At 67.1% G+C, this 25249-nt stretch carries 36 protein-coding genes; 30 read left to right on the forward strand and 6 right to left on the reverse strand.

What is annotated here, in order from left to right; all coding sequences use genetic code 11:
* The first annotated feature begins 243 nt into the window (after window positions 1–243).
* The 25 genes from rpsJ (at window position 244) to ABDC78_RS05790 (ending at window position 14574) form a co-directional block, all read left to right on the forward strand.
* Entirely contained in the window at window positions 244–549 is a 306-nt protein-coding gene (gene rpsJ, locus ABDC78_RS05670) for a 30S ribosomal protein S10 (protein ID WP_003883485.1), read from the forward strand.
* Between the two features lie 13 nt (window positions 550–562).
* Entirely contained in the window at window positions 563–1216 is a 654-nt protein-coding gene (gene rplC / locus ABDC78_RS05675) for a 50S ribosomal protein L3 (protein WP_178358770.1), read from the forward strand.
* Window positions 1216–1878 (forward strand): 50S ribosomal protein L4, encoded by a 663-nt coding sequence (rplD, locus tag ABDC78_RS05680; RefSeq protein WP_178358771.1) that lies wholly within the window; start codon window positions 1216–1218, stop codon window positions 1876–1878. The genes rplC and rplD overlap by 1 nt, the downstream gene beginning before the upstream one ends.
* Complete coding sequence (gene rplW / locus ABDC78_RS05685; RefSeq protein WP_178358772.1) at window positions 1878–2180, forward strand: 50S ribosomal protein L23; 303 nt, start codon at window positions 1878–1880, stop codon at window positions 2178–2180. The genes rplD and rplW overlap by 1 nt, the downstream gene beginning before the upstream one ends.
* Before the next feature lie 32 nt (window positions 2181–2212).
* Entirely contained in the window at window positions 2213–3052 is an 840-nt protein-coding gene (rplB, locus tag ABDC78_RS05690) for a 50S ribosomal protein L2 (RefSeq protein WP_178358773.1), read from the forward strand.
* Window positions 3053–3064: 12 nt separating this feature from the next.
* On the forward strand, window positions 3065–3346 hold the full coding sequence (gene rpsS, locus ABDC78_RS05695; protein WP_003892827.1) for a 30S ribosomal protein S19: 282 nt from the start codon (window positions 3065–3067) through the stop codon (window positions 3344–3346).
* Window positions 3343–3858 carry a 50S ribosomal protein L22 gene (rplV, locus tag ABDC78_RS05700; protein WP_178358774.1) on the forward strand — a complete coding sequence of 172 codons (516 nt, stop codon included), beginning with the start codon at window positions 3343–3345 and terminating at the stop codon, window positions 3856–3858. Before rpsS ends, rplV begins: the two co-directional genes overlap by 4 nt.
* Window positions 3858–4700, forward strand: coding sequence for a 30S ribosomal protein S3 (rpsC, locus tag ABDC78_RS05705; RefSeq protein WP_178358775.1), 843 nt, complete (start codon window positions 3858–3860; stop codon window positions 4698–4700). Before rplV ends, rpsC begins: the two co-directional genes overlap by 1 nt.
* A 2-nt stretch (window positions 4701–4702) precedes the next feature.
* Complete coding sequence (gene rplP / locus ABDC78_RS05710) at window positions 4703–5119, forward strand: 50S ribosomal protein L16 (RefSeq protein ID WP_178358776.1); 417 nt, start codon at window positions 4703–4705, stop codon at window positions 5117–5119.
* A complete protein-coding gene (gene rpmC / locus ABDC78_RS05715; RefSeq protein WP_178358777.1) occupies window positions 5119–5352 on the forward strand; it encodes a 50S ribosomal protein L29 in 234 nt (77 codons plus the stop codon). Before rplP ends, rpmC begins: the two co-directional genes overlap by 1 nt.
* Entirely contained in the window at window positions 5352–5654 is a 303-nt protein-coding gene (gene rpsQ, locus ABDC78_RS05720) for a 30S ribosomal protein S17 (protein WP_178358778.1), read from the forward strand. The genes rpmC and rpsQ overlap by 1 nt, the downstream gene beginning before the upstream one ends.
* 106 nt (window positions 5655–5760) lie before the next feature.
* Window positions 5761–8112, forward strand: coding sequence for an arylsulfatase (locus ABDC78_RS05725; protein ID WP_178358779.1), 2352 nt, complete (start codon window positions 5761–5763; stop codon window positions 8110–8112).
* A 4-nt stretch (window positions 8113–8116) separates the two neighbouring features.
* The gene (locus ABDC78_RS05730; protein ID WP_178358780.1) at window positions 8117–8803 is read left to right on the forward strand and encodes a hypothetical protein; all 687 of its coding nucleotides are present in this window, start codon (window positions 8117–8119) and stop codon (window positions 8801–8803) included.
* Window positions 8804–8808: 5 nt separating this feature from the next.
* Window positions 8809–9681, forward strand: a complete 873-nt coding sequence (locus ABDC78_RS05735; RefSeq protein WP_178358781.1) for a formylglycine-generating enzyme family protein — start codon at window positions 8809–8811, stop codon at window positions 9679–9681.
* Between the two features lie 167 nt (window positions 9682–9848).
* Complete coding sequence (gene rplN, locus ABDC78_RS05740; RefSeq protein WP_137148880.1) at window positions 9849–10217, forward strand: 50S ribosomal protein L14; 369 nt, start codon at window positions 9849–9851, stop codon at window positions 10215–10217.
* Entirely contained in the window at window positions 10218–10535 is a 318-nt protein-coding gene (gene rplX / locus ABDC78_RS05745; protein ID WP_178358782.1) for a 50S ribosomal protein L24, read from the forward strand.
* 1 nt (window position 10536) lies between these two features.
* Window positions 10537–11100 carry a 50S ribosomal protein L5 gene (gene rplE / locus ABDC78_RS05750; protein ID WP_178358783.1) on the forward strand — a complete coding sequence of 188 codons (564 nt, stop codon included), beginning with the start codon at window positions 10537–10539 and terminating at the stop codon, window positions 11098–11100.
* Window positions 11101–11104: 4 nt separating this feature from the next.
* Window positions 11105–11290, forward strand: a complete 186-nt coding sequence (locus ABDC78_RS05755; protein WP_006245130.1) for a type Z 30S ribosomal protein S14 — start codon at window positions 11105–11107, stop codon at window positions 11288–11290.
* 98 nt (window positions 11291–11388) lie between these two features.
* Window positions 11389–11787 (forward strand): 30S ribosomal protein S8, encoded by a 399-nt coding sequence (gene rpsH / locus ABDC78_RS05760; RefSeq protein ID WP_178358784.1) that lies wholly within the window; start codon window positions 11389–11391, stop codon window positions 11785–11787.
* A 16-nt stretch (window positions 11788–11803) separates the two neighbouring features.
* A complete protein-coding gene (gene rplF, locus ABDC78_RS05765) occupies window positions 11804–12343 on the forward strand; it encodes a 50S ribosomal protein L6 (RefSeq protein WP_178358785.1) in 540 nt (179 codons plus the stop codon).
* Between the two features lie 54 nt (window positions 12344–12397).
* A complete protein-coding gene (rplR, locus tag ABDC78_RS05770; RefSeq protein WP_178358981.1) occupies window positions 12398–12766 on the forward strand; it encodes a 50S ribosomal protein L18 in 369 nt (122 codons plus the stop codon).
* A 34-nt stretch (window positions 12767–12800) separates the two neighbouring features.
* Window positions 12801–13478, forward strand: a complete 678-nt coding sequence (gene rpsE / locus ABDC78_RS05775; RefSeq protein ID WP_178358786.1) for a 30S ribosomal protein S5 — start codon at window positions 12801–12803, stop codon at window positions 13476–13478.
* A 5-nt stretch (window positions 13479–13483) separates the two neighbouring features.
* On the forward strand, window positions 13484–13663 hold the full coding sequence (rpmD, locus tag ABDC78_RS05780) for a 50S ribosomal protein L30 (protein WP_159230598.1): 180 nt from the start codon (window positions 13484–13486) through the stop codon (window positions 13661–13663).
* A 5-nt stretch (window positions 13664–13668) separates the two neighbouring features.
* A complete protein-coding gene (gene rplO / locus ABDC78_RS05785; protein ID WP_178358787.1) occupies window positions 13669–14109 on the forward strand; it encodes a 50S ribosomal protein L15 in 441 nt (146 codons plus the stop codon).
* Between the two features lie 117 nt (window positions 14110–14226).
* Complete coding sequence (locus ABDC78_RS05790; protein WP_178358788.1) at window positions 14227–14574, forward strand: DUF732 domain-containing protein; 348 nt, start codon at window positions 14227–14229, stop codon at window positions 14572–14574.
* Here ABDC78_RS05790 and ABDC78_RS05795 read toward each other — a convergent pair.
* Complete coding sequence (locus ABDC78_RS05795; RefSeq protein WP_347133341.1) at window positions 14561–15262, reverse strand: dienelactone hydrolase family protein; 702 nt, start codon at window positions 15260–15262, stop codon at window positions 14561–14563. The genes ABDC78_RS05790 and ABDC78_RS05795 overlap by 14 nt on opposite strands.
* Window positions 15263–15299: 37 nt before the next feature.
* Here ABDC78_RS05795 and sppA point away from each other — a divergent pair, with 37 nt between their 5' ends.
* Window positions 15300–17075, forward strand: coding sequence for a signal peptide peptidase SppA (gene sppA / locus ABDC78_RS05800; RefSeq protein ID WP_178358790.1), 1776 nt, complete (start codon window positions 15300–15302; stop codon window positions 17073–17075).
* A gap of 1 nt (window position 17076) precedes the next feature.
* Here sppA and ABDC78_RS05805 read toward each other — a convergent pair whose 3' ends face one another.
* Genes ABDC78_RS05805 through ABDC78_RS05815 form a run of 3 tightly spaced genes read right to left on the reverse strand, consistent with a single transcriptional unit; the run spans window position 17077 to window position 19842 of the window.
* Window positions 17077–17994, reverse strand: coding sequence for a class I SAM-dependent methyltransferase (locus tag ABDC78_RS05805; RefSeq protein WP_178358791.1), 918 nt, complete (start codon window positions 17992–17994; stop codon window positions 17077–17079).
* An 8-nt stretch (window positions 17995–18002) separates the two neighbouring features.
* Window positions 18003–18902, reverse strand: a complete 900-nt coding sequence (locus ABDC78_RS05810; RefSeq protein ID WP_178358792.1) for a class I SAM-dependent methyltransferase — start codon at window positions 18900–18902, stop codon at window positions 18003–18005.
* Between the two features lie 10 nt (window positions 18903–18912).
* Window positions 18913–19842: an SAM-dependent methyltransferase gene (locus tag ABDC78_RS05815; RefSeq protein WP_178358793.1), complete on the reverse strand. Its 930-nt coding sequence runs from the start codon at window positions 19840–19842 to the stop codon at window positions 18913–18915.
* 246 nt (window positions 19843–20088) lie between these two features.
* Between ABDC78_RS05815 and secY the strand changes: the two genes are divergently transcribed.
* The 4 genes from secY to ABDC78_RS05835 are packed head-to-tail and all read left to right on the forward strand — an operon-like array spanning window position 20089 to window position 23287.
* The gene (secY, locus tag ABDC78_RS05820; RefSeq protein WP_178358794.1) at window positions 20089–21426 is read left to right on the forward strand and encodes a preprotein translocase subunit SecY; all 1338 of its coding nucleotides are present in this window, start codon (window positions 20089–20091) and stop codon (window positions 21424–21426) included.
* Window positions 21423–21968, forward strand: a complete 546-nt coding sequence (locus ABDC78_RS05825; RefSeq protein ID WP_178358795.1) for an adenylate kinase — start codon at window positions 21423–21425, stop codon at window positions 21966–21968. Before secY ends, ABDC78_RS05825 begins: the two co-directional genes overlap by 4 nt.
* A gap of 5 nt (window positions 21969–21973) precedes the next feature.
* Window positions 21974–22774, forward strand: a complete 801-nt coding sequence (map, locus tag ABDC78_RS05830) for a type I methionyl aminopeptidase (RefSeq protein WP_178358796.1) — start codon at window positions 21974–21976, stop codon at window positions 22772–22774.
* Window positions 22775–22777: 3 nt separating this feature from the next.
* Window positions 22778–23287, forward strand: coding sequence for a MarR family transcriptional regulator (locus ABDC78_RS05835; protein WP_178358797.1), 510 nt, complete (start codon window positions 22778–22780; stop codon window positions 23285–23287).
* On the opposite strand, the gene ABDC78_RS05840 is transcribed toward ABDC78_RS05835, so the two are convergent.
* Window positions 23284–24495 carry a GAF domain-containing sensor histidine kinase gene (locus tag ABDC78_RS05840; protein ID WP_178358798.1) on the reverse strand — a complete coding sequence of 404 codons (1212 nt, stop codon included), beginning with the start codon at window positions 24493–24495 and terminating at the stop codon, window positions 23284–23286. The genes ABDC78_RS05835 and ABDC78_RS05840 overlap by 4 nt on opposite strands.
* Window positions 24492–25148: a response regulator transcription factor gene (locus ABDC78_RS05845; RefSeq protein ID WP_178358799.1), complete on the reverse strand. Its 657-nt coding sequence runs from the start codon at window positions 25146–25148 to the stop codon at window positions 24492–24494. The genes ABDC78_RS05840 and ABDC78_RS05845 overlap by 4 nt, the downstream gene beginning before the upstream one ends.
* Window positions 25149–25249 lie beyond the last annotated feature (101 nt).

Genomic DNA, 25249 nt, shown 5'->3' on the forward strand with positions numbered 1-25249 from the left:
AGGCTCGGTCCGTCAGGCATACTGTTCGGGTTGCCTTGAGCCGGGTTCGCCTGGCCGGGCATGCGACCAGCGCCTTCACGGGCGCATCCGGTCCCAACCTCGATCGTGACGGATTTCCGCCTCTTTCGAGTCTGCGCGAGGGCGACACACCCGACCGCGGGGGCCGGTGGACCACAGACAGGTAAACAGCGGCGGCACAGCCAGGCCCGAGTTCGGGCCCGTTAGTAGTGAGGTAGGAGAAGCGTGGCGGGACAAAAGATCCGCATCAGGCTCAAGGCCTACGACCATGAGGCCATTGACGCCTCGGCGCGCAAGATCGTCGAGACGGTCACCCGGACGGGCGCCAGCGTGGTCGGCCCTGTACCGCTGCCGACCGAGAAGAACGTGTACTGCGTCATTCGGTCCCCGCACAAGTACAAGGACTCGCGGGAGCACTTCGAGATGCGTACGCACAAGCGGCTGATCGACATTCTCGACCCGACCCCGAAGACCGTTGACGCTCTGATGCGCATCGATCTGCCGGCCAGCGTCGACGTCAACATCCAGTAGGAGATTCCAGAACATGGCACGCAAAGGCATTCTGGGCACCAAGCTGGGAATGACGCAGGTGTTCGACGAGAACAACAAGGTCGTCCCAGTAACGGTCGTCAAGGCCGGTCCCAACGTGGTGACCCGTATCCGCACCCCCGAGCGCGACGGCTACAGCGCCGTGCAACTCGCCTACGGCGAGATCAGCCCGCGCAAGGTGAACAAGCCGGTCACCGGTCAGTACGCGGCCGCCGGGGTCAACCCGCGCCGTCATCTCGCCGAGTTCCGGCTCGAAGACGAGGCATCGGCCGCGGAGTACGAGGTCGGCCAGGAGCTGACCGCTGAGATCTTCGCCGACGGGAACTACGTCGACGTGACCGGCACCTCCAAGGGCAAGGGTTTCGCGGGAACCATGAAGCGTCACGGCTTCAAGGGCCAGGGCGCCAGCCACGGTGCGCAGGCAGTGCACCGTCGGCCCGGCTCGATCGGTGGCTGCGCCACCCCGGGTCGCGTCTTCAAGGGCACCCGCATGTCCGGCCGGATGGGTAGCGATCGGATCACGACGCAGAACCTGAAGGTGCACAAGGTCGACGCCGAGAACGGCGTGCTGTTGATCAAGGGCGCCATCCCCGGTCGCAACGGTGGACTGGTAGTTGTCCGCAGCGCAATCAAGCGAGGCGAGAAGTAATGACTGTGAAGATTGATGTGAGGACGCCGGCAGGCAAGAAGGACGGCAGCGTCGAGTTGCCCGCCGAGCTGTTCGACGTGGAGCCCAACATCGCGCTGATGCACCAGGTGGTCGTCGCGCAGTTGGCCGCCAAGCGTCAGGGCACGCACTCGACCAAGACCCGTGGTGAGGTCTCCGGCGGTGGCAAGAAGCCGTACCGGCAGAAGGGCACCGGCCGCGCCCGTCAGGGTTCGACCCGCGCGCCGCAGTTCGCCGGTGGTGGCGTGGTGCACGGCCCGCAGCCGCGTGACTACAGCCAGCGCACCCCGAAGAAGATGATCGCCGCAGCACTGCGTGGCGCGTTGTCCGACCGGGCGCGTAACGAACGCATCCACGCGATCACCGAGCTGGTGGCCGGTCAAACGCCGTCGACCAAGAGCGCGAAGTCGTTCCTGGCGACACTGACCGAGAGCAAGAAGGTGCTCGTCGTGATCGGGCGCGCTGATGAGGTGGGCGCCAAGAGCGTTCGCAATCTGCCTGGCGTGCATGTGATCTCGCCGGATCAGCTGAACACCTACGACGTGCTCGACGCCGACGACGTGATCTTCAGCGTGGAGGCACTGAACGCCTACATCGAGGCCAACTCAGCCAATACCAAGCAGGATCAGGAGGTTTCGGCCTGATGGCTACCGTGACCGACCCCCGCGACATCATCTTGGCCCCGGTCATCTCCGAGAAGTCGTACGGACTGATCGAGGACAACGTCTACACGTTCGTCGTTCACCCCGACTCGAACAAGACCCAGATCAAGATCGCGATCGAGAAGATCTTCAAGGTGAAGGTCGACTCGGTGAACACCATGAACCGCCAGGGCAAGCGCAAGCGCACTCGGGCCGGGTACGGCACGCGCAAGAGCACCAAGCGCGCGATCGTCACCCTGGCTGCGGGCAGCAAGCCGATCGACCTGTTCGGAGCGCCGGCCTAGCGCCCGGCAGGACGTAAGAGGACTCAACAGACATGGCAATTCGCAAGTACAAGCCGACGACCCCGGGCCGCCGTGGCTCCAGCGTCTCCGACTTCGCCGAGATCACTCGTGATCATCCGGAGAAGTCGTTGGTGCGGCCGCTGCACGGCAAGGGTGGACGTAACGCGCACGGCCGGATCACGACGCGGCACAAGGGCGGCGGGCACAAGCGCGCTTACCGGGTGATCGACTTCCGTCGCCACGACAAGGACGGCGTCAACGCCAAGGTCGCGCACATCGAGTACGACCCGAACCGCACGGCGAACATCGCGCTGCTGCACTTCCTGGACGGCGAGAAGCGGTACATCATCGCGCCGCACGGTCTCAAGCAGGGCGACATCGTGGAGTCGGGCGCCAACGCCGACATCAAGCCGGGCAACAACCTGCCGCTGCGCAACATCCCCGCCGGCACCGTCATCCACGCCGTGGAGCTGCGGCCCGGCGGTGGCGCCAAGATGGCGCGCTCCGCGGGAGCCAGCATTCAGCTGCTCGGCAAGGAGGGCACCTACGCGTCGTTGCGCATGCCGTCCGGTGAGATCCGCCGCGTCGACGTCCGCTGCCGCGGCACCGTCGGCGAGGTCGGCAACGCCGAGCAGGCGAACATCAACTGGGGCAAGGCCGGCCGGATGCGCTGGAAGGGCAAGCGTCCCACCGTCCGCGGTGTCGTGATGAACCCGGTCGACCACCCGCACGGCGGTGGCGAGGGCAAGACCTCCGGTGGTCGTCACCCGGTCAGCCCGTGGGGCAAGCCGGAAGGCCGTACCCGCAAGCCGAACAAGCAGAGCGACAAGCTCATCGTCCGACGCCGGCGCACCGGCAAGAACAAGCGCTAGGAGAACCCAGCGATGCCACGCAGCCTGAAGAAGGGCCCGTTCGTCGACGACCATCTCCTCAAGAAGGTCGACGTCCAGAACGAGAAGAACACCAAGCAGGTCATCAAGACCTGGTCCCGTCGGTCGACCATCATCCCCGACTTCATCGGGCACACCTTCGCCGTCCACGACGGTCGCAAGCATGTCCCGGTGTTCGTCACCGAGGCGATGGTCGGGCACAAGCTGGGCGAGTTCGCTCCCACCCGCACCTTCAAGGGTCACATCAAGGATGACCGGAAGAGCAAGAGGCGATGAGTACCACGATCGAATATCCGTCCGCGACGGCTGTGGCGCGTTTTGTGCCCATCTCGCCGACCAAGGCACGCCGGGTGATCGACCTGGTCCGCGGCAAGAGCGTCGAGGCAGCCCTCGACATCCTGCGGTGGGCGCCGCAGTCCGCCAGTGATCCGGTCGCCAAGGTGATCGCCAGCGCTGCGGCCAACGCGCAGAACAACGAGGGCCTCGATCCGGCCACGCTCGTTGTCGCCACCGTGTACGCCGACGGGGGCCCCACCGCCAAGCGCATCCGGCCGCGCGCGCAGGGTCGCGCCTTCCGGATCCGCAAGCGCTCCTGCCACATCACCGTGATCGTCGAGAGCAGGCCGCCTCGCGAAAAGGGCGCCAGGACGTCCGCCTCGGCGGCCAACTCCCGCTCGCGGCGCGCGCAGGGCAGCAAGGCCGCCGCTGCCAAGGCCACGCCGAAGAAGGCCACCGAGACCACATCGACCACCAAGGCTTCGGCAGAAGCGAAGGAGGGCTCAGAGTAGTGGGCCAGAAGATCAACCCCCACGGCTTCCGGCTGGGCATCACCACCGACTGGAAGTCCCGTTGGTACGCCGACAAGCAGTACGCCGACTACATCAAGGAAGATGTGGCCATCCGCAAGCTGCTGGCCACCGGCCTGGAGCGCGCCGGCATCGCCGATGTGGAGATCGAAAGGACCCGTGACCGGGTTCGGGTCGACATCCACACCGCGCGGCCCGGCATCGTGATCGGCCGCCGCGGCACCGAGGCCGACCGCATCCGCACCGACCTGGAGAAGCTGACCAAGAAGCAGGTCCAGCTCAACATCCTCGAGGTGAAGAACCCCGAGTCGGTCGCGCAGTTGGTGGCCCAGGGTGTCGCCGAACAGCTGAGCAACCGCGTGGCGTTCCGCCGCGCGATGCGCAAGGCGATCCAGTCGGCGATGCGTCAGCCGTCGGTCAAGGGCATCCGGGTGCAGTGCTCGGGTCGCCTCGGCGGCGCCGAGATGAGCCGCTCGGAGTTCTACCGCGAAGGTCGCGTCCCGCTGCACACGCTGCGCGCGGACATCGACTACGGCCTCTACGAGGCCAAGACCACCTTCGGCCGCATCGGTGTGAAGGTGTGGATCTACAAGGGCGATATCGTCGGCGGCAAGCGTGAGGCCGTCGCCGCCGCGCCCGCAGGCGCCGACCGTCCGCGTCGTGAGCGTCCGTCGGGCACCCGGCCGCGCCGCAGCGGCGCGTCGGGCACCACCGCGACGAGCACCGACGCAGGACGGGCCGCGACCTCGGAAGAGGCTGCAGCACCGGTCGCCGAGACCGCCGTCGTCGAGGCACCCGCAGCAGTTGAGAGCACGGAGAGTTAGTCATGTTGATTCCCCGCAAGGTCAAGCACCGTAAGCAGCACCACCCGCGGCAGCGTGGCATCGCCAGCGGCGGGACCTCGGTGAGCTTCGGTGACTACGGCATCCAGGCCCTGGGCCATGCCTACATCACCAACCGGCAGATCGAGTCCGCTCGTATCGCCATCAACCGGCACATCAAGCGCGGCGGCAAGGTGTGGATCAACATCTTCCCGGACCGCCCGCTGACCAAGAAGCCCGCCGAGACCCGCATGGGTTCGGGCAAGGGCTCACCGGAGTGGTGGGTCGCCAACGTCAAGCCCGGCCGTGTGCTGTTCGAGCTGAGCTACCCGGACGAGAAGATCGCCAGGGAAGCGCTGACCCGCGCGATCCACAAGCTGCCGATCAAGGCACGCATCGTCACCAGAGAGGAGCAGTTCTGATGGCAGTCGGAACAACGACGGGCGAACTGCGCGAGCTCACCGACAACGAACTGACCGACAAGCTGCGCGAGTCGAAGGAAGAGCTGTTCAACCTGCGCTTCCAGATGGCGACGGGCCAGCTCACCAACAACCGCCGGCTGCGTGTCGTGCGGCAGGAGATCGCACGGCTCTACACCGTGCTGCGCGAACGTGAATTGGGTCTGGCCGCCGGACCCGGAGGTGAGGATTCCTGATGGCTGAAGCAACAGAAAAGGGCCCGGCCACGACGCCGCGGACCGAGAAGCCACGCAACCGCCGCAAGACGGCGATCGGCTACGTGGTGAGCGACAAGATGCAGAAGACGATCGTGGTCGAGCTGGAAGATCGTAAGAGCCACCCGCTCTACGGCAAGATCATCCGGACCACCTCGAAGGTCAAGGCGCACGACGAGAACGGTGACGCCGGTGTCGGCGACCGTGTTTCGCTGATGGAGACGCGGCCGTTGTCCGCGACCAAGCGCTGGCGCCTCGTCGAGATCCTCGAGAAGGCGAAGTAGGCCAAGGCCCTTCGCCACATCACAGGAATCCCCGCATGCCACATCGGCGGCGGGGATTTTTGTATGGTCCGCCCGTTACACCACGATCGGTGTAGCGTCCGGAGCCATGGCCAGGGATTTCAACGGCAAGATCGAGCTCGACATCCGCGATTCCGAGCCCGACTGGGGTCCGTTCGCCGCCCCGACGGCGCAGCCCGATGCGCCCAATGTCCTCTACCTCGTGTGGGATGACATCGGCATCGCGACGTGGGATTGCTTCGGCGGGCTCGTCGAGATGCCGACCATGAACCGGATCGCCGAACGTGGCGTGCGGCTTTCGCAGTTCCACACCACCGCGCTGTGCTCACCGACCAGGGCGTCGCTGCTGACCGGCCGCAACGCCACGACGGTGGGAATGGCGATGGTCGAAGAGTTCACCGAGGGCTTTCCCGGCATCAACGGCCGCATCCCCGATGACACCGCGCTGATCTCCGAGGTGCTTGCCGAAAACGGCTACAACACCTACTGCGTGGGCAAGTGGCACCTGACCCCGATCGAGGAATCCAACCTCGCAGCGACCAGACGGCACTGGCCGTTGTCGCGCGGCTTCGAGCGGTTCTACGGGTTCATGGGCGGCGAGACCGACCAGTGGTATCCCGAGTTGATCCACGACGGCCACCCGGTGGAAGCGCCCGCCACCCCCGAGGAGGGTTACCACCTCTCCAAGGACATCGCCGACAAGACAATCGAATTCATCCGCGACTCGACGATGATCGCCCCTGACAAGCCGTGGTTCTCGTATGTCTGTCCCGGTGCCGGCCACGCTCCGCACCATGTGTCCAAGGAGTGGGCAGACGGCTACACCGGCACGTTCGACATGGGGTACGAGCGCTACCGGGAGATCGTGCTGGAGAACCAGAAACGACTGGGCATCGTGCCCGCCGACACCGAACTGTCGGCGGTCAACCCCTATTCGGACGTCACCGGACCCAACGGCGAACCGTGGCCGGACCAGGACACCGTGCGGCCCTGGGATTCCCTGGGCGACGAAGAGAAGCGACTGTTCGCCCGCATGGCCGAGGTGTTCGCGGGGTTCCTGTCGTACACCGATGCCCAGATCGGGCGGATCCTGGACTATCTCGACGAATCCGGTCAGTTGGACAACACCGTCATCGTCGTCATCTCCGACAACGGCGCCAGCGGCGAGGGCGGGCCGAACGGGTCTGTCAACGAAGGCAAGTTCTTCAACGGCTACATCGACACCGTCGAGGAGAGCATGCGGTTCTTCGACGAGTTGGGCGGTCCCACCACCTACGGCCATTACCCGATCGGCTGGGCGATGGCCTTCAACACCCCCTACAAGCTCTACAAGCGATACGCCTCCCACGAGGGCGGGATCGCCGACGCCGCAATCATCTCCTGGCCCAACGGAATCGCCGCGCACGGCGAGGTCCGGGACAACTACGTCAACGTCTGCGACATCACGCCGACGGTGTACGACCTGCTGGACATCACCCCGCCGGCTCTGGTCAAGGGTGTCGCACAGAAACCGCTCGACGGGGTGAGTTTCAAAGTGACACTGGAGAATCCGGCTGCGCCGACCGGCAAGGAGACGCAGTTCTACACGATGCTCGGCACCCGGGGGATCTGGCATCGGGGTTGGTTCGCCAACACCGTGCACCCCGCCGCTCCTTCTGGTTGGTCCCATTTCGACGACGACCGGTGGGAGCTGTTCCACGTCGAGGCCGATCGCAGCCAGTGCCACGACCTGGCCGGCGAGCACCCGGAGAAACTCGCCGAACTACAGGCGCTCTGGTTCGCCGAAGCCGAGAAGTACAACGGTCTGCCGTTGTCGGATCTCGGGGTGTTCGAGATGATCGGACGCTGGCGACCGTCGTTGGCCGGCGGTCGGTCCAGCTACCTGTATTACCCGAACACCGCGCCGGTACCGGTGGGGGCGTGTGTGGAGATCCAGGGACGATCCTTCTCGGTGCTCGCCGAGGTGACCGTGGACAGTCCGGATGTCGAGGGGGTGTTGTTCAAGCAGGGTGCCGGGCACGGCGGCTACGTGTTGTTCATCGCCGACGGCCGACTGCAGTTCGTCTACAACTTCTTCGGCGAAGAGGAACAGCGGGTGGTTGCGTCCGACCCCCTGTCGCCGGGCAACCACATCCTGGGTGTCGGCTACGCGCGCACCGGCACGGTCGAGGGCAGCCACACCCCACTCGGCGAGGCCACCCTCTACGTCGACGGTTCCGCGGTCGCCACTCTGCCGGAGGTGAGGGCGCACCCGTTCATCTTCGGGCTGGCCGGGGGCGGAGTGAGCGTGGGACGCAATCTCGGACAAGCGGTTTCGCAGGAGTACCGGGCGCCGTTCCCGTTCACCGGCGGCGCCATAGCGCAGGTGAGAGTCGACGTATCCGGCGCGCCGTACCTGGACGTGGAGCGCAACCTCGCGCTGGCCTTCGCCAGGGACTGACACGATGCGACGCGGGGTACTCGCACTGGTGCTGTGCGCCACGCTGCTGACGTCCGCGTGCACCCGCACCGACGAGGGAGTGCCCACGTCGGACGGCGAACGCCGCGCGTCCACCGCGACCTACGAGAGGCCTACCTCCGAAACAGATCCGCCGGACCCCCAAGACGACGAGCCGGGTGTCGTGCCCACCATGGCCCCCGGCGCGGCGGGAACGGTCTGTGCGCCGGCGGAACTGCCCCCGGTGCGGACTGTGGCCCAGATATCGGACCCGGCGGCACCCACAGCCACCGTGGGCGTGCCGGACGGCTGGTCGATGTCCTCAGGCGGCGGCGATCCGGTGGGCGCTCGACTCGAGGGGCCGAGCGGCATGCGGGCCACCGTCACGATCGCCGCGACCTCACTGGCACCCGCGGCCGCGTTCCGCCGGTACTCCGACGACCTCACCGAAGACTCCGTCATGAGCACGGTCAGCCTGCTGCCCGGCGAGATGTGCGGCTACAGCGGTCAGCAGCTGATGGGGATCCTGTCCGACGGCACCGACACCGTGCAGTACGAGGACCGACTGGTGCACGTCCCCGCGCCCGCGCAGGACTATCTGATCGCCATCCACGTCGAGGCGCCGTCGGGCACACCCGGTTTCGAGGATGCCGCGTCGCTGGTGACCGACGATTTCGAGATCGGGCTACCCTGACCGTCATGCTCACCGACCTCGTCGAGTTGGACGGCGGAGCGTTCCGGATGGGGTCGACGCAGTTCTATCCCGAAGAGGCGCCGGTGCACACGGTCACCGTCGCGCCGTTCGCCGTGGAGCGGCACCCGGTGACCAACGCCCAGTTCGAGGCGTTCGTCGCCGACACCGGCTACCGGACGGTCGCCGAGGTCGCCCCCGACCCCGCGCTGTTTCCCGGTGCCGCGCCGGAGGATCTGGTTCCGGGTGCGCTGGTGTTCCAGTCGACGGGCGGCCCCGTGGACCTGCGGGACTGGCGCCAGTGGTGGCGGTGGGTCCCCGGTGCGAGCTGGCGACATCCGTTCGGCCCCGGCAGTTCCATCGCGGACAAGTCCGGTCATCCGGTGGTGCAGGTCTGTTTCGCCGACGCGGCCGCATACGCCCGATGGGCGGGTCGGCGGCTGCCGACGGAAGCGGAGTGGGAGTTCGCCGCCCGCGGCGGGTCGACGGCCGTCTACCCCTGGGGTGACGAACCCGTTCCCGGCGGGCAGCTGATGGCCAACACCTGGCAGGGCAGCTTCCCGTACCGCAACGACGGTGCGCTGGGCTGGTCGGGAACCTCGCCCGTCGGCACGTTCGCGCCGAACACCTACGGCCTGCTCGACATGATCGGCAACGTGTGGGAGTGGACGACAACCCGTTTTGCCGGCCACCACGAGGTGGGTGGTGTGGCGTCGGCGTGCTGCCCTCCGGCGGACCCGGACCCGTCGGTCAACCAGGCGCTCAAGGGCGGCTCTCACCTGTGTGCGCCGGAGTACTGCCACCGGTACCGGCCGACGGCCCGGTCACCGCAGAGCCAGGACAGCGCGACCACCCATATCGGGTTCCGCTGTGTGGTTTGAGCAGCGATTTGGAGCATTCCCTGAGCTCACCTAGTATATGGGGGTTGCCTTGGGCAGACCTCGGTTGTCTTTCACGGATGACCCTGCGTGCTCTTGGGTGACAAAGACCGCGTACGTCAGGGTCGGTAATCCTGCGTGCATACAGAAAACCCAGGTCAGGAGATCGAGTGATTCAGCAGGAATCGCGTCTCAAGGTCGCCGACAACACGGGCGCCAAGGAGATCTTGTGCATCCGTGTACTCGGCGGCTCGGGACGGCGCTACGCCGGCATCGGTGATGTCATCGTGGCGACCGTCAAGGACGCAATCCCGGGCGGCAACGTCAAGCGCGGCGACGTCGTGAAGGCCGTCATCGTGCGCACCGTCAAGGAGCGCCGCCGCGCCGACGGCAGCTACATCAAGTTCGACGAGAACGCCGCCGTCATCATCAAGCCCGACAACGATCCGCGCGGCACCCGCATCTTCGGACCGGTCGGTCGCGAACTGCGCGAGAAGCGCTTCATGAAGATCGTCTCGCTCGCCCCGGAGGTGTTGTAGATGAAGGTCCGCAAAGGCGACACGGTGCTCGTGATCTCCGGCAAGGACAAAGGTGCCAAGGGCAAGGTGCTGGTCGCCTACCCGACCCGGAACAAGGTCCTCGTCGAGGGCGTCAACCGGATCAAGAAGCACACCCCCGAATCGCGCACCGAGCGTGGTGCATCCTCGGGCGGCATCGTCACCCAGGAAGCGGCCATCTCCGTGAGCAACGTCATGGTGATCGACTCCGACGGCACGCCCACCCGCGTTGGCTACCGCAAGGACGACGAGACCGGCAAGAACGTCCGGATCGCCAAGAGCAATGGCAAGGATCTGTGAAATGACCACCACTGAGAAGACCCTGCCGCGCCTCAAGCAGCGCTACCGCGAAGAGATCCGCGAGTCGCTGCAGAAGGAGTTCGGCTACGCGAACGTCATGCAGATCCCCGGCGTCGTCAAGGTCGTCGTCAACATGGGCGTCGGTGACGCCGCCCGCGACGCGAAGCTGATCAACGGCGCGGTCAACGACCTCGCCCTGATCACCGGCCAGAAGCCCGAGATCCGCAAGGCCCGCAAGTCCATCGCCCAGTTCAAGCTGCGCGAGGGCATGCCGATCGGCGCCCGGGTCACCCTGCGCGGCGACCGGATGTGGGAGTTCCTGGACCGGTTGACCTCGATCGCGCTGCCGCGTATCCGCGACTTCCGGGGCCTGAGCCCCAAGCAGTTCGACGGCACCGGCAACTACACCTTCGGGCTCAACGAGCAGTCGATGTTCCACGAGATCAACATCGACGACATCGACCGGCCCCGCGGCATGGACATCACCGTCGTCACCTCGGCGACAAACGACGACGAAGGACGGGCGCTGTTGCGGGCCCTGGGCTTCCCGTTCAAGGAGAACTGAGCAGATGGCAAAGAAGGCTCTGGTCAACAAGGCCAACAAGAAGCCCAAGTTCAAGGTGCGTGGCTACACGCGCTGCAACAGGTGCGGCCGCCCGCATGCGGTGTACCGCAAGTTCGGTCTCTGCCGCATCTGCCTTCGCGAGATGGCACACGCCGGCGAACTGCCCGGCGTGCAGAAGTCCAGCTGGTAAGACAGCTCACCCCCAAACTTCAACTCCAATAACAGGTTGCGGTAGGCCTCCCGAAATCACCTCGGAGGAACCGCCGCGAGAAAGGTGAACCGGCTGTCATGACCATGACGGACCCGATCGCAGACTTCCTCACACGTCTGCGCAACGCCAATTCGGCGTACCACGACGAAGTGACCCTGCCGCACAGCAAGATCAAGGCCAACATCGCCGAGATCCTCAAGGCGGAGGGCTACATCACCGACTTCCACACCGAGGACGCCCGAGTGGGCAAATCGTTGGTCGTCCAACTCAAGTACGGCCCCAGCCGGGAGCGCAGCATCGCCGGGCTCCGCCGGGTGTCCAAGCCCGGACTGCGGGTGTACGCGAAGTCCACCAACCTGCCGCGGGTTCTCGGTGGCCTCGGCGTGGCGATCATCTCCACGTCCTCCGGCCTACTGACCGACCGCCAGGCCTCTCGACAAGGCGTGGGCGGCGAAGTCCTCGCGTACGTCTGGTAGCGGGGGAGGAGAAACTATGTCGCGCATTGGAAAGCAACCGGTTGTCATTCCCGCCGGAGTGGACGTGAACATCGACGGCCAGAAAGTGTCCGTCAAGGGCCCCAAAGGCACGCTGGAACTCGCGATCGCCGAGCCCATCTCGGTGTCCCGTGACGACGACGGCGCCGTGGTGATCGCCCGGCCCGACGACGAGCGGCGCAACCGCTCGCTGCACGGGCTCTCCCGGACACTGGTGGCCAACCTGGTCACGGGTGTGACCGAGGGGTACACCACCAAGATGGAGATCTTCGGCGTCGGCTACCGCGTGGTCGCCAAGGGCAACACGCTGGAGTTCGCGCTGGGTTACAGCCACCCGGTGATCATCGAGGCTCCGGAGGGCATCACCTTCGCGGTGGAGACGCCCACCAAGTTCTCGATCTCGGGTATCGACAAGCAGAAGGTCGGACAGATCTCGGCGAACATCCGTCGGCTGCGCCGCCCGGACCCGTACAAGGGCAAGGGCGTTCGCTACGAGGGTGAGCAGATCCGTCGCAAGGTCGGAAAGACGGGTAAGTAAATGGCTACCAAGACAAATGGCCAAGCGGGGACCAAAGACACCGTACGCAAGCCGGTGGGGCAGAACATCTCCGAGGCACGGCGGACGTCGCGACTGCGTCGGCACGCCCGGCTGCGCAAGAAGGTGTCCGGCACCGCGGAGCGGCCCCGCCTGATGGTCAACCGCTCGGCACGCCACATCCACGTGCAGTTGGTCGACGATCTGGAAGGCGTCACGCTGGCCGCGGCGTCCTCGATCGAGGCGGACGTGCGTGCCCTCGACGGAGACAAGAAGGCACACAGCACCAAGGTCGGACAGCTCATCGCCGAGCGTGCGAAGTCCGCGGGTATCAGCGAGGTCGTCTTCGACCGCGGTGGTTACACCTACGGCGGCCGGATCGCGGCGCTGGCCGACGCGGCGCGCGAGGGCGGGCTGAAGTTCTGATGACCTTTTTCCAAGAGACCGGAAGGATTGCATGATGGCCGAGCAGGCTGTTGGAGCCGGCGGGCCGTCGAGCTCCGAAGGTAGGGGCGGACGCTCCGATGACCGTGGTGGCCGTGGCCGCCGTGACGACCGTGGTGGCCGTGGAGGCCGCGACGGTGGTGACAAGAGCAACTTCATCGAGCGCGTGGTCGCGATCAACCGCGTGTCCAAGGTGGTCAAGGGTGGCCGTCGGTTCAGCTTCACCGCATTGGTGATCGTGGGCGACGGCGCCGGCATGGTCGGTGTCGGATACGGCAAGGCCAAGGAAGTTCCGGCCGCCATCGCCAAGGGTGTCGAAGAGGCGCGCAAGGGCTTCTTCCGCGTCCCGCTCATCGGCGGCACGATCGTGCATCCGGTGCAGGGTGAGGCCGCAGCGGGTGTCGTGATGCTGCGTCCGGCCAGCCCGGGTACCGGTGTGATCGCCGGCGGCGCCGCCCGTGCGGTGCTGGAATGCGCGGGTGTGCACGACATCCTGGCCAAGTCGCTGGGCAGCGACAACGCGATCAACGTCGTGCACGCGACCGTTGCGGCGCTCAAGCAGCTGCAGCGCCCCGAAGAGGTCGCGGCCCGCCGCGGCCTGCCGATCGAAGATGTAGCGCCCGCAGGCATGCTCCGGGCCCGCCGTGAGGCGGAAGCCGTGGCCGCCAGCGCAGCGCGTGAGGGAACGGCTTAACCACCATGGCAGAACTCAAGATCACCCAGGTGCGCAGCACCATCGGTGCGCGCTGGAAGCAGCGGGAGTCCTTGCGGACTCTCGGTCTGCGCAAGATCCGCCAGTCCGTGGTTCGGGAGGACAACTCCCAGACCCGCGGGCTGATCAAGACCGTCCACCACCTCGTGACGGTTGAGGAGGTCTAAACACGATGACAATCAAGTTGCACGATCTGCGGCCCGCTCCGGGCTCGAAGACGGCGAAGACCCGCGTGGGTCGCGGTGAGGGTTCCAAGGGTAAGACCGCCGGCCGCGGCACCAAGGGCACCAAGGCGCGCAAGAACGTCCCCGCGACGTTCGAGGGCGGCCAGATGCCGATCCACATGCGTCTGCCGAAGCTCAAGGGGTTCAAGAACCGCTTTCGCACCGAGTACGACGTCGTCAACGTCGGCGACATCAACAGGCTGTTCCCCAACGGCGGCACCATCGGTGTCGACGAGCTGGTGGCCGCCGGTGCGGCGCGCAAGAACACCCTGGTGAAGGTCCTCGGCGACGGCAAACTGACCGTCAAGGTCGACGTCACCGCCAACAAGTTCAGTGGCAGCGCGCGGGACAAGATCACCGCCGCAGGTGGCACCGCAACCGAACTCTGAGCACACGTCTGGACAGGAAACCCCCGCTTCGGCGGGGGTTTCCTGCGTTGTCGCCGGTAACGCCTACCGCGCCCGGCGCGATTAGACTCTGCGTACACCCATCGAGGAGAAACCCCAATGACCCGTGACCTACGCGCCGTCGCCGCAGTGATGGTCGCCGCAGGATTCTCCCTGTTCGCCGCCGCGGCCCCCGCGGTTGCCGAGACCCCCGACGAACAATTCACCCAGGCGGTGGACGCCATGGGCATCGAGGTGGAACCCGGCACCGACCTCCCCGCGGTGGGCCAGCAGGTCTGCGAGATGTTCGCGACCCAGGTGGTGACCAGCGTCAACCCGGTGCCCGCGGTGCGCGGTGTGGTGACCACGCTGCAGAACAGCGGCATCAGCCGCGAACAGGCAGTGGGTCTGATGCGCGCCTCGGTGGGCGTCTACTGCCCCCAGCAGGCCCGGTTCATCGGACGCTGAGGTGAGCGTCGAAGAACTCGACGATCCGCGACCACGCGTCCTCTGACTCCGGTTCGGAGAACCTGAAACCGGGGATGTGCTCGAACACCCGCAGGCGCCAGGGTGCGTCGCGCCAGTCGTTCATGAAGGAGTGCCCGACGTCGGGGTATTCCTTGACATCGTGCGGCACTGCGCCCTCGGTCAGTATCGACTCCAGGCGCGCACTGTGGCCTTTCAGAGACGGGTCGCGGGCGCCATAGCTGGCGACCACCGGACAGCTTCGGCGCAGAGCATCGGCATCGTCGGCGGACCGCGGCCAGTTGCCGTAATTGGGTGCGGTGGCGTCGAATACGCCCCGGGGTGCCAGCAGCAGGCAGAAGCCGCCCCCGATGCAGAATCCGACCGAACCCACGGTGCCGGTGCAGTCCGGGCGACCCGCCAACTGATCGCGCGCGCCGACTATCTCGTCGACTGCCGGACCAGCCCCGCTGCGTAGTGCGCGCACCATCGCCATCACACAGCGGAGCTGCCGACCCGGTTCGATCAGGTTGGGCGCCAACGCGAGAAAGCCCGCCGCGGCGAGCCGGTCGCAGGCACGGCGGATGTCGTGGGACAGCCCGCCGACGTCGTGGATGACGACCACGCCGGGCCAGGGCCCGTCGCCGTCGGGGATCGAGAGGTGCTGTGGGGCTGAGACGAGAATGTCCACGGATTCGACGGTACAGATCGTCGGTACGCTGAAACGCATGCTCTCCTTCCTTCCCAGCGTTCCCGGTGTCGATGACGTCCGGGCGCTCGCCCGCAAGGTCGACACCGCCCGCCATCACGGCGTACCGGACGGCTGCATCCTCGAACTCGATCTCCAGGCGATGCCGCAGGAGTCCAGCGGGTTCGACCCTCTGGTTCTGATCAACGGTGCGGGCAAACCACTGCTGCTACGGGAGGCGATCGAGGCGATCCATCGCGCCACCGACGATCCGCGGGTCGCGGGCCTGATCGCACGCATCCAGATCCCGGCCGCCTCGCCCGGTCCGGTCCAGGAACTGCGCGAGGCCATCGTGGCGTTCTCCGCCCAGAAGCCTTCCGTGGCGTGGGCGGAGACCTACCCGGGCACGCTGTCCTATTACCTCGCCTCGGCCTTCGGCGAGGTGTGGATGCAGCCCTCGGGCACCGTCGGGTTGGTCGGATTCGCCACCAGCGCGCTGTTCCTGCGCGACGCGCTCGCCAAGGCCGGCCTCGAAGCGGAGTTCGTGGCCCGTGGTGAATACAAGTCGGCGGCAAACGTTTTCACCCAGGACAGCTACACCGACTCCCATCGTGAGGCTGACACCCGGATGGTCGAAAGCCTGCACGCGCAGGTGTGGGAAGCGGTATCGGCCTCGCGCGGTGTTGATGCGGCCGCGCTCGACGCGCTGGCCGACAAAGCGCCGTTGCTGCGTGATGACGCGGTCACCGGAGGTCTCGTCGACCGCATCGGGTTCCGCGACGAGGCCTATGCGCGGATCGCGCAGATGAGCGTCCCGACATCGCAGGAGGCCCCTGATGAAGCGGACGGCGACGACGCGCCACCGCGGTTGTTCCTGACCCGCTACGCCAGGGCCAAGGGACCGTCGGTGTCGATGCCGGGGATCAAGGGCAGGAAGACCGTCGCCGTGGTAACCCTCGCCGGACCGATCGTCAGCGGGCGCGGGCGTCAGATGTCGCCGCTGGGCTCACCGAGCGCCGGTGGTGACACCATCGCCGCGGCGCTGCGTGAGGCGGTCGCCGACGAGGATGTCTCGGCGATCGTGCTGCGGGTCGACAGTCCCGGCGGATCGGTGACCGGATCGGAGACCGTGTGGCGGGAGGTCGTTCGGGCCAGGGCGGCCGGCAAGCCGGTCGTCGCCTCGATGGGCGCCGTCGCGGCATCCGGTGGGTACTACGTGTCGATGGCCGCTGACGAGATCGTCGCCAATCCCGGCACCATCACCGGCTCGATCGGCGTGGTCACCGGCAAGCTGGTGGCGCGAGAACTCAAGGGACGTCTGGGCGTCGGGTCTGACGGCGTGCGTACCAACGCCAACGCCGACGCCTGGTCGGTCAACGCGCCTTTCACCGAGGAGCAGCACGCGCATGTCGTCGCCGAGGCGGACCTGTTCTACACCGACTTCGTCAAGCGGGTGGCCGACGGCCGCGAGTTGAGTGTCGAGGAGGTCGACGGGGTCGCGCGGGGACGGGTGTGGACCGGCGCCGACGCCGCCGAGCGCGGTCTGGTCGACGAACTCGGCGGCCTGCGCACCGCGATCCGCCGGGCCAAGGTGCTCGCCGGGATCGATCCCGACGAGAAAGTCACCGTCAAGAATCTGCCCGGCTCTTCACTCCGGGATATGTTGCGGCCCAAGCCTTCTTCGCAGCCGGCCGCCGCATCCCTGCCCGATGCGATGGGGGCCCTGGTGGTCGCGACGGTGTCCGGGGTTCTCGACCAGACCCAGCGGTCGCTCACCGGCGCGAACGCGCTGTGGCTCGGCGAGTGGCGGTTCTAGCTCACGTGGGCTGAATGTGGGCACTGACGTAGACGATCTCGCCGAGCACGTCATCGTCTTCCGGTGCCGGGAGCGGCACCCCGAACTTGCTGAAGAGTTCGTCGCGGGGTGACCCCGTGACCTGCCAACCGCTGCGGCGCAGGTAGTCGGTCACCTCGTTGCGGCGACCCGCGTACACCAGCGACCCCATGTCGATGTTCAGGCCGTACTCCCGCAGCGGCGCGGACAACTCGCGTGCCTTCTCGGCGTCGAAGTCGACGATGCCCGGCGCGTACTCGGTGCCCAGCGTGCTGCCCGCGGCGGAATGGCGGGTGATCAGGTCGAACAGGTGGTCCTGCGCGTCCGGCGGCAGATAGATCAGCAGCCCCTCGGCGAGCCACGCCGTCGGTTGGGATGCGTCGAATCCGGCGTCGCGCAAGGCCGCCGGCCAATCCTCGCGCAGATCGATCGACACCGTCCGCCGTGTCGCGGTGGGTTCGACGCCGAGGTTGTTGAGTGTCTGCGTCTTGAGGGTGATGACGTCGGGCTGATCGATCTCGTAGACCACCGTGCCGTCGGGCCAGGGCAACCGGTAGGCGCGCGAGTCAAGTCCGGACGCCAGGATGACCACCTGGCGCACGCCGCCGGCGGTGGCGGCCATCAGATGGTCGTCGAAGAACCTGGTACGCACGGCCATCGCGTCGATCATCGACTGCACCCGGTCGGCGGAGCCACCCGGGAGTTGTGACACGTCGAGGTCCCCGTCGAGCATGGTGGTGAAGAAGTCCAGGCCCACCGCGCGGACCAGGGGAGCGGCGAACGGATCGTCGATCAGACCCTTCGGATCGAGCGACGCGAACGCGCGGCCCGCGGCGACCATCGTCGCCGTGGCGCCCACGCTCGACGCGAGATCCCATGAGTCGTCACCGGTGCGTGCCACATGCACTCCTAGTCGAGTCGTGCTGAGAGATAACCGGAGTCGCCGACCATCGCCATCAGATGATCGGCCGGCGGCTCGAAGCCGTTGACGGCGTACGCCTGGGAGTTCGGCAGCACGGTGACCTGCCACCCGCGAGAACGCAGGTGATCCCCGGCGGGGGTGCGCGGGCCGGTGTAGAACAGTTCCTCGAGATCGATGTCGCTGCCGTGTCTGCGGGCGCGGGCGGTCATCGCCTTGGCCCAGTCCCCGGTGAGCGCCTTGGGGTCCATGTGCTCGGTGGCCAGCCTGCTGCCCGGTGCGCTCAGCGCCGTGATGTCGTCGAGCAACCGGTCCTGGGCTTCCGGGGGCAGGTAGATCAGCAGTCCCTCGGCGATCCACGCGGTCGGCACACTCGGGTCGAAACCGGACTCCCGCAACGCTTTCGACCAGTCGTCGCGAAGATCGATGCCGACGGTCCGGCGCTCGACGGCCGCAGCGGCGCCGGCGTCGGCCAGGACCCGGGTCTTGAACTCGATGACGCTGGGTTGATCGATCTCGAAGACCACGGCACCGTCCGGCCAGGACAACCGGTAGGCGCGGGTGTCGAGACCGGAGGCCAGGATCACCGCCTGCCGGACGCCGGCGGCCGCCGCCTCGAGGAAGAAGTCGTCGAAGTATCGGGTGCGCACCGCGATGTGCTCGCGCATCTGCGTGGCGCCGAAGAGCGGATCGTCCCCGAAGTCGGTCCCGCCGCGGGCGACCTCGATGAAGTGGGGCAACCCGACGGCCTCGACCAGGGTGGCGGCATACGGGTCGTCGATCAGGGGGTCGGGACCACGGCTGGCGAATGCCCGGGATGCGGCCACCGACGTGGCGGTGGCGCCGACGCTGGACGCCAGATCCCAGGTGTCGCCCTCGGAGCGAGCCATCGTCGGTCTCCTACTTGAGCGCGGTCACATAAACGACGTCGGCGAAGCCTTCGCCGTCGTCGAGTGGGGCGAGTCCGTACTTGATCAGCAGATCATTGGTCGGCAACGCCTCGACGCGCCACCCGCCTTCACGGAGATACTCGGTGAGGTCGGCGCGGTCACCGAGGAACACCAGCTCGGAGAAGTCGAGGTCGAACCCGTGGCTGCGCCATTGGTCGGATGCGTCCTTCATCTGTTGGCGCATCGCGTCGTGGTCGGCGTCGTGATGGGCGGGTACGCCCTCGGCGGCCAACCGGCTGCCGGCCGCGCTGAGTTCGCCGATCTGGTCGAGCAGGCGGTCCTGCGCCTCCGGTGGCAGGTAGCCGAACAGCCCTTCGGCAATCCAGGCCGTCGGCCTGGTGGTGTCGAAGCCCGCGGCTGCCAGCGCTGCGGGCCAGTCATGGCGCAGATCAACGGCGACCGTCCGCAGATCGGTGGTCGGATGTGCGCCGAGCCCGGCCAACGTCGTCGTCTTGAACGCGATCACCTCGGGCTGGTCGATCTCGAAGAGCGCCATGTCCTCGGGCCACGACAGGCGGTACCCGCGGGCGTCCAGTCCGGAAGCCAGGATCACGGCCTGCCGGACACCGGCGGCGGCAGCATCGGCGAAGAATTCGTCGAAGAACCGGGTGCGGTCGGCCATCCCGTCGGCGAACCGGCCCATGCCCACCGGTGATCGGCCGTCCTCGGTGTCCCGCTCGAGGTCGGCGGGTGTGAGCTCACCGGAGGCGAGGCGGGTGAAGAAGTCGACGCCGACCGCGCGAACCAGTGGTTCGGCGAACGGATCGTCGATCACCGCGTCGTCGGAGCGTGAGGCCACCGCGCGGGCCGCGGCGACCATCGTCGCCGTCGCGCCTACGCTGGAGGCCAGATCCCATGTGTCGTTGTCGGTGCGTGCCACAGCTGAATCCCTTGCACTGGAGGCGTTTAGTTAGGTGAGGTAATGACTTACCCCGACTGTACGCCTCCCCGGACAGGATTCGGGCGGGCGAAGATGCAACTGTTAGTCTCGTAGACTGTTCGGACGCGTGACTTGCGCAGGTCGTATGCCTGCTCGTGACTGCGCGCGCACGACCCAACCACGACGCTGGTCACGCCAGCCAAAGAGCACGCCGCGATCGTCAACTCGGCCGTGCAGGAGGAAAGAGTGCTCTCGGCCTTCATCTCGTCGTTCAGAACCCCGGACCTGAGACGAAAGATCCTTTTCACGCTCGGCATCGTCGTCCTCTACCGGGTCGGCGCCTCGGTGCCGTCCCCCGGCGTGAACTACCCCAACGTGCAGCAGTGCATCGCACAGGTCAGCGGTGGTGAGTCGGGGCAGATCTACTCGCTCATCAACCTGTTCTCCGGCGGCGCGCTGCTCCAGCTCTCGGTGTTCGCGGTGGGCATCATGCCCTACATCACCGCCAGCATCATCGTGCAGTTGCTGGGTGTGGTGATCCCGCGATTCGAGCAGCTGCGTAAAGAGGGCCAGGCCGGCCAGTCGAAACTCACGCAGTACACCCGGTACCTGGCGATCGCGCTGGCCATCCTCCAGGCCACCAGCATCGTGGCGCTCGCCGCCAACGGCGGGCTGCTGCAGGGCTGCTCGCTCGACATCATCCAGGGCCAGAGCGACGGACTGAACTTCACGACGCTGGCCGTCATGGTCATCGTGATGACCGCGGGCGCGGCGCTGGTGATGTGGATGGGCGAGCTGGCCACCGAGCGTGGCGTCGGCAACGGCATGTCGCTGCTGATCTTCGCGAGCATCGCCTCGGCCATCCCCGGTGAGGGCAAGAACATCCTCGACAGCCGCGGCGGCATGGTCTTCACCTTCGTCTGCATCGCGGCGCTGATCATCGTCGTCGGCGTGGTGTTCGTCGAGCAGGGCCAGCGCCGCATCCCCGTCCAGTACGCCAAGCGGATGGTCGGCCGGCGGATGTACGGCGGGACGTCGACCTACCTGCCGCTGAAGGTCAACCAGGCAGGCGTCATCCCGGTCATCTTCGCGTCGTCGCTGATCTACATCCCGCACCTGATCACCCAGCTGATCACCAGCGGCAGCGCGACCCAGAGCACCGGGTGGTGGCAGACGTTCGTCGCGGAGTACCTGACCGACCCGAGCAGCCCGGTCTACATCGCGATCTACTTCGGCCTGATCATCTTCTTCACGTACTTCTATGTGTCGATCACGTTCAACCCCGACGAGCGCGCCGACGAGATGAAGAAGTACGGCGGCTTCATCCCGGGCATCCGCCCGGGTAAGCCGACCGCCGACTACCTGCGGTTCGTGTTGTCCAGGATCACCCTGCCCGGCTCGATCTACCTGGGTACGATCGCGGTTCTACCAAACCTGTTCCTCGAGATCGGCAACACCGGCGCCGTGCAGAACCTGCCGTTCGGCGGCACCGCTGTGCTGATCGCCGTCGGCGTCGGACTCGACACCGTCAAACAGATCGAAAGCCAGCTCATGCAGCGCAACTACGAAGGGTTCCTCAAGTGAGAATCGTGCTGTTGGGGCCGCCCGGGGCGGGCAAGGGAACGCAGGCCCAGAAGCTGGCGGACAAGCTCGGGGTCCCGCAGATCTCCACCGGTGACCTGTTCCGCTTCAACATCAGCAACGGCACCGAGCTCGGGCTCGAAGCCAAGAAGTACCTCGACGCCGGTGACCTGGTTCCGGCCACGCTCACCAACGCTCTGGTCGACGACCGGCTCGATCACGAGGATGCGGCCGGCGGTTTCATCCTCGACGGTTTCCCGCGCTCGGTCGAGCAGGCCAAGGCGCTCGACGAGATGCTCGAGAAGCGCAACCTCGCCCTCGACGCCGTGCTGGAGTTCCGGGTCCCCGAAGAGGAGCTGGTGTCCCGGCTCAAGGGCCGCGGCCGCGCCGATGACACCGAGGACGTCATCCGCAACCGCTTCAAGGTGTACCGCGACGAAACAGCCCCGCTGCTGGACTACTACAGCGACACCCTGGTCACCGTCGACGCCGTCGGTGAACTCGACGAGGTCTTCACCCGCGCGCTGAAGGCGCTCGGCCGCTAGTACCCATGGTCTCTCTGCCCGGCCTCCGCGGCCGCAAGGTCGTCGCCCAGCGCAGCGCCGGTGAACTCGACGCGATGGCCGCCGCCGGCGCGCTGGTCGCCGCCGCGCTCTCCGCGGTGCGCCAGGCTGCCGCCCCCGGCGTGTCCACGCTCGAACTCGACGCTGTCGCCGAGGCGGTCATCCGCGGCGCAGGAGCCATCCCGTCGTTCCTCGGCTATCACGGGTTCCCCGGCAGCATCTGCTCGTCGGTCAACGACCGCGTGGTGCACGGCATCCCGTCGGCGTCGGAGAAACTCGCCGCCGGTGACCTGGTCTCGATCGACTGCGGAGCCATCCTCGACGGCTGGCACGGCGACTCGGCGGTCACCTTCGGGGTCGGGGATGTCATCCCCGTCGACGAGGCGCTCTCGGCCGCCACCAAGGAGTCGATGGAGGCCGGTATCGCCGCCATGGTTCCCGGTAACCGGCTGACCGACATCTCCCACGCCATCGAACTCGGCACCCGCGCCGCCGAGAAGCGCTACGACCGCAAGTTCGGCATCGTCTCGGGCTACGGAGGGCACGGCATCGGCCGGGAGATGCACATGGATCCGTTCCTGCCCAACGAGGGCGCACCCGGTCGCGGACCCTACCTGGCCGCGGGTTCGGTACTGGCGATCGAGCCGATGCTCACGCTCGGGACGACCAAGACCGTCGTGCTCTCCGACGAGTGGACGGTCGTGACCGCCGACGGATCGCGCGCCGCACACTGGGAGCACACCGTCGCCGTCACCGACGACGGACCCCGGATCCTGACCGCCGGGTGAGGCGTGGCCCCGGATCAGCCGTCGGCGAAGCGCGACCCGATCGCGGAGGCGCGCGCCAACTGGGAACGCTCCGGCTGGGGTGAGGTGGCCGACGGCATGGTCGCGGTGACCTCGGTGATGCGTGCACACCAGATCCTGCTCGCCCGCGTCGAGACCGCGTTGCGCCCCTACGGCCTGAGCTTCTCCCGCTACGAGCTGCTGCGGCTGCTGGCGTTCAGCCGCACCGGCGCGCTGCCCATCACCAAAGCCTCCGACCGCCTGCAGGTGCATGTCACCAGCGTCACGCACGCGATCAGACGGCTGGAATCCGATGGCCTGGTCGAGCGACTGCCGCATCCGACGGACGGCCGCACCACTCTGGTTCAGATCACCGAGCTGGGCCGTTCGACGGTCGAGGATGCGACGGCGACGTTGAACGGCGATGTCTTCGCCGACATCGGCATGCCTGACGACGACTCCCGCACGCTTGCCGAGTCGATCCGGACCCTGCGCCGCAGCGCAGGCGACTTCTAGCGGGTGGCCGAGGGCACCGGGATCGTCGCAGTCACCGCGGTGCCGGTGCCCGGACGGGACCGGATGTTGAGCCTGCCGCCGACGATCTCGGCCCGCTCGGCCATCGACAACAGGCCGTAGCCGCCCATCTCGTCGCTGCCCAGGGGATGTTCCAGGGTGTCGAAACCGATTCCGTCGTCGACGATTTCGAGCCGGGCGGTCTCTGCGTGATCACCACGATCGACGGCGAACGTCAGCTTCGCCCGGGACGCCCCGGCGTGTTTGACGACGTTCTGCAGACACTCCTGCGCAATCCGGTACAGCGCCAGCTCGATGTGATCGGGCAGCCGGACATCGTCGAGATCTGTGTCGATCCGGACCTGGGGGATCGATCGCGCCAGGCTCGCGAGCCCGCCGGACAACCCGAGATCGTCGAGCACCGGCGGCCGCAGACCGCTGATGGCGGCGCGGGCTTCCCCCAGCGTCAGCTGGGCGAGTTCGCGCGCCCGGTCGAGCTGCTCGATGAGCGCGACACGATTGTCGACCGCCTGGGCGGCCGCGTCCAGACGGTAGGCCAGCGTCACCAACCGCTGCGAGATGCCGTCGTGGATGTCGCCCGCCAGCCGCCGCCGCTCGAGCTCCTGGGCGTCGATGACCTGCTCGACGAAGTTCTCGTGGGCGCGCTCGCGGGCCACCAGCTGGCGGTGCAGCCGTGCCTGGTGCATCGCCCCGGCGATCAGCCGGCCGATGACGAGCAGTAGCTCCACGTCGCGATCGTCGAATTCGCGCTGGGCCACCGTGTGCACGTTGAGCACCCCGACCAGGCCACCGGGGTCGGTCTCCATCGGCACCGACACCATCGACGTGAAGTCCCGGCCGCGCAGCGACTCGAACGGCAGATACCGCGGGTCGGACTCCTTGTCGTTGCTGATCACCACGGGTTCGTGATGGCTGGCCACCCAGCCGGAAATCCCCTGCCCCAGCGGCAGCCTGATCTTGCCGACCTCGGAGTCGAACGGTGGCGTGGCACCGGCCAGCGTCAACGATCGCTCGGTGTCGTCGAGCACGTGGACGAAGCACACGTCGCTGTCGGTGGCTGCGGTGATGATCCGAGCCGCGGCGGCGGCCAGCGGTTCCACGCCGGGACCGCTGGAGGCGGCCCGGATGAGCTCGCGCAGCAGGGCGAGCTCACGGTCGGCTGCCAGCAACGGCCGCGACGAGGTGCTCACTGGTAGATGCCCTCGCGCAACGCGGTCGCCACCGCGCCGGTGCGGTCGCTGACACCGAGCTTGCGGTAGATCGAGCTCAGGTGCGTCTTGACCGTCTCGTCGCCGATCACCAGCTTGGCGGCGATGGCGCGGTTCGACAGACCGTTGACCACGAACGACAGGATCTCGCTCTCCCGCTGGGTGAGGCCCTGACGGACCCCGGGCCAGAACTCGTCGCGCTGCAGTCGCGCCGCGGTGTCCACCGCCCTGGCCGCCATCCGCGGGTCGATCGCGGTCTCGCCGCTGTGCACGAACTCCAGCTGGCGGACCAGCTCCTCGCTGCTGATGCTCTTGAGCAGGTATCCCGCGGCGCCGACGCGGAAGGCCTGGAACAGGTACTGCTCGTCGTCGTAGACCGAGAGCATCACGACCTTGCGGTCGGGGTCGCGGGCCCGCAGCTGCTGGCACACGTCCAGGCCGCTGGACCCCTGCATCCGCACATCACACAGCACGATGTCGGGGTCCAGATCGCCGACCACGCTGAGCACGTGGTCCGGCCCGACGGCCTGGCCGACGACCGTGACCCTGCTGTCGAAGGCGGCGAGCATCGCCTTGAGTCCCTCGATGACCATCTCGTGGTCATCAACCAGGACGATGCGCACCGGTTGGGCCATTGCCCCACCTTAGGGCCGGTGGACACCCGACCCGTCCAACTTGGCGCGAGGAATCCCCCAAGTGGGGGAGGCGCCGCAAGTGTGACCTGGGACACCATGAT

It is taken from the genome of Mycobacterium sp. DL, assembly GCF_039729195.1.
In the GTDB taxonomy this organism is placed as follows: domain Bacteria; phylum Actinomycetota; class Actinomycetes; order Mycobacteriales; family Mycobacteriaceae; genus Mycobacterium; species Mycobacterium hippocampi_A.